General features: G+C 43.0%; 1 protein-coding gene. It reads left to right on the top strand.

The features are described from left to right. Nucleotides 1–427: 427 nt before the first annotated feature. Nucleotides 428–664, top strand: a complete 237-nt coding sequence (locus HMPREF0083_RS29475) for a hypothetical protein (protein WP_021623347.1) — start codon at nucleotides 428–430, stop codon at nucleotides 662–664. The last annotated feature ends 25 nt before the right edge of the window (nucleotides 665–689 follow it).

Genomic DNA, 689 nt, shown 5'->3' with positions numbered 1-689 from the left:
TCGCAAGAAAAACTTTAATTTATAGAGGGAGGAATGAGCCTTTTTGCATGTCAAAAGCTGAATAGGAGAATGGAATCGCCGGATTGAATGTCTAGGCAAAGAAAGCGCTAAAAATAGCAAAGGGGACAGCCAAGTAAACCATTCAGGCAGGCAAGGTCGCAGGCAGACAAGCGAAAGCGCTCGTCAAGCGCCAAGTCGGAAAGGTGTTTACTATACTCCTCCATTAACAAGAGTACAGGTTTTCAAACTGAGAAAATCAAACCCTAATATTCCCGATGTCTTTTTGGATAAATCTCCTGGTAATGACGTGGAAATTCCAGTCCTCTAGTATATCATGGGTGGGGCTACCCAGTGCCGAATGAATCGTATCCTTTACTACTAACAAACATAACCCTAATTATACCTGTACGATATTGGAGTCCCGCTAATGAGAGGTTCCGTGGCGGTAGCTGCCCATGGTGTTAGCATGTCGACAAAGGCAGCTTTGGGAACGGGCAAAAGCGCGAGTGAGTTTTGGAATATGTTTGCGAATCATAACGGTACTCAGGGGATGGGTAAAGATAAGAAATTAGAGTTATTCGATTTTACAAAAGAAATAATGAAAACAAAACCCAAGAATTCACCTGTCCCTGAGAAATGGTATAAAAAAGGTGGTTGTTGGTAGACTGAATTCTGGACACGCAGAACCG

The organism is Aneurinibacillus aneurinilyticus ATCC 12856, assembly GCF_000466385.1.
GTDB classification, from domain to species: domain Bacteria; phylum Bacillota; class Bacilli; order Aneurinibacillales; family Aneurinibacillaceae; genus Aneurinibacillus; species Aneurinibacillus aneurinilyticus.
Note: the sequence above shows the minus strand (reverse complement) of the source record. Positions and strands in the feature narration are given on the sequence as shown.

Coding starts and splice junctions, on each gene's coding strand:
- HMPREF0083_RS29475 (WP_021623347.1), top strand. CDS start 428: ATGAGAGGTTCCGTGGCGGTAGCTGCCCATGGTGTTAGCATGTCGACA.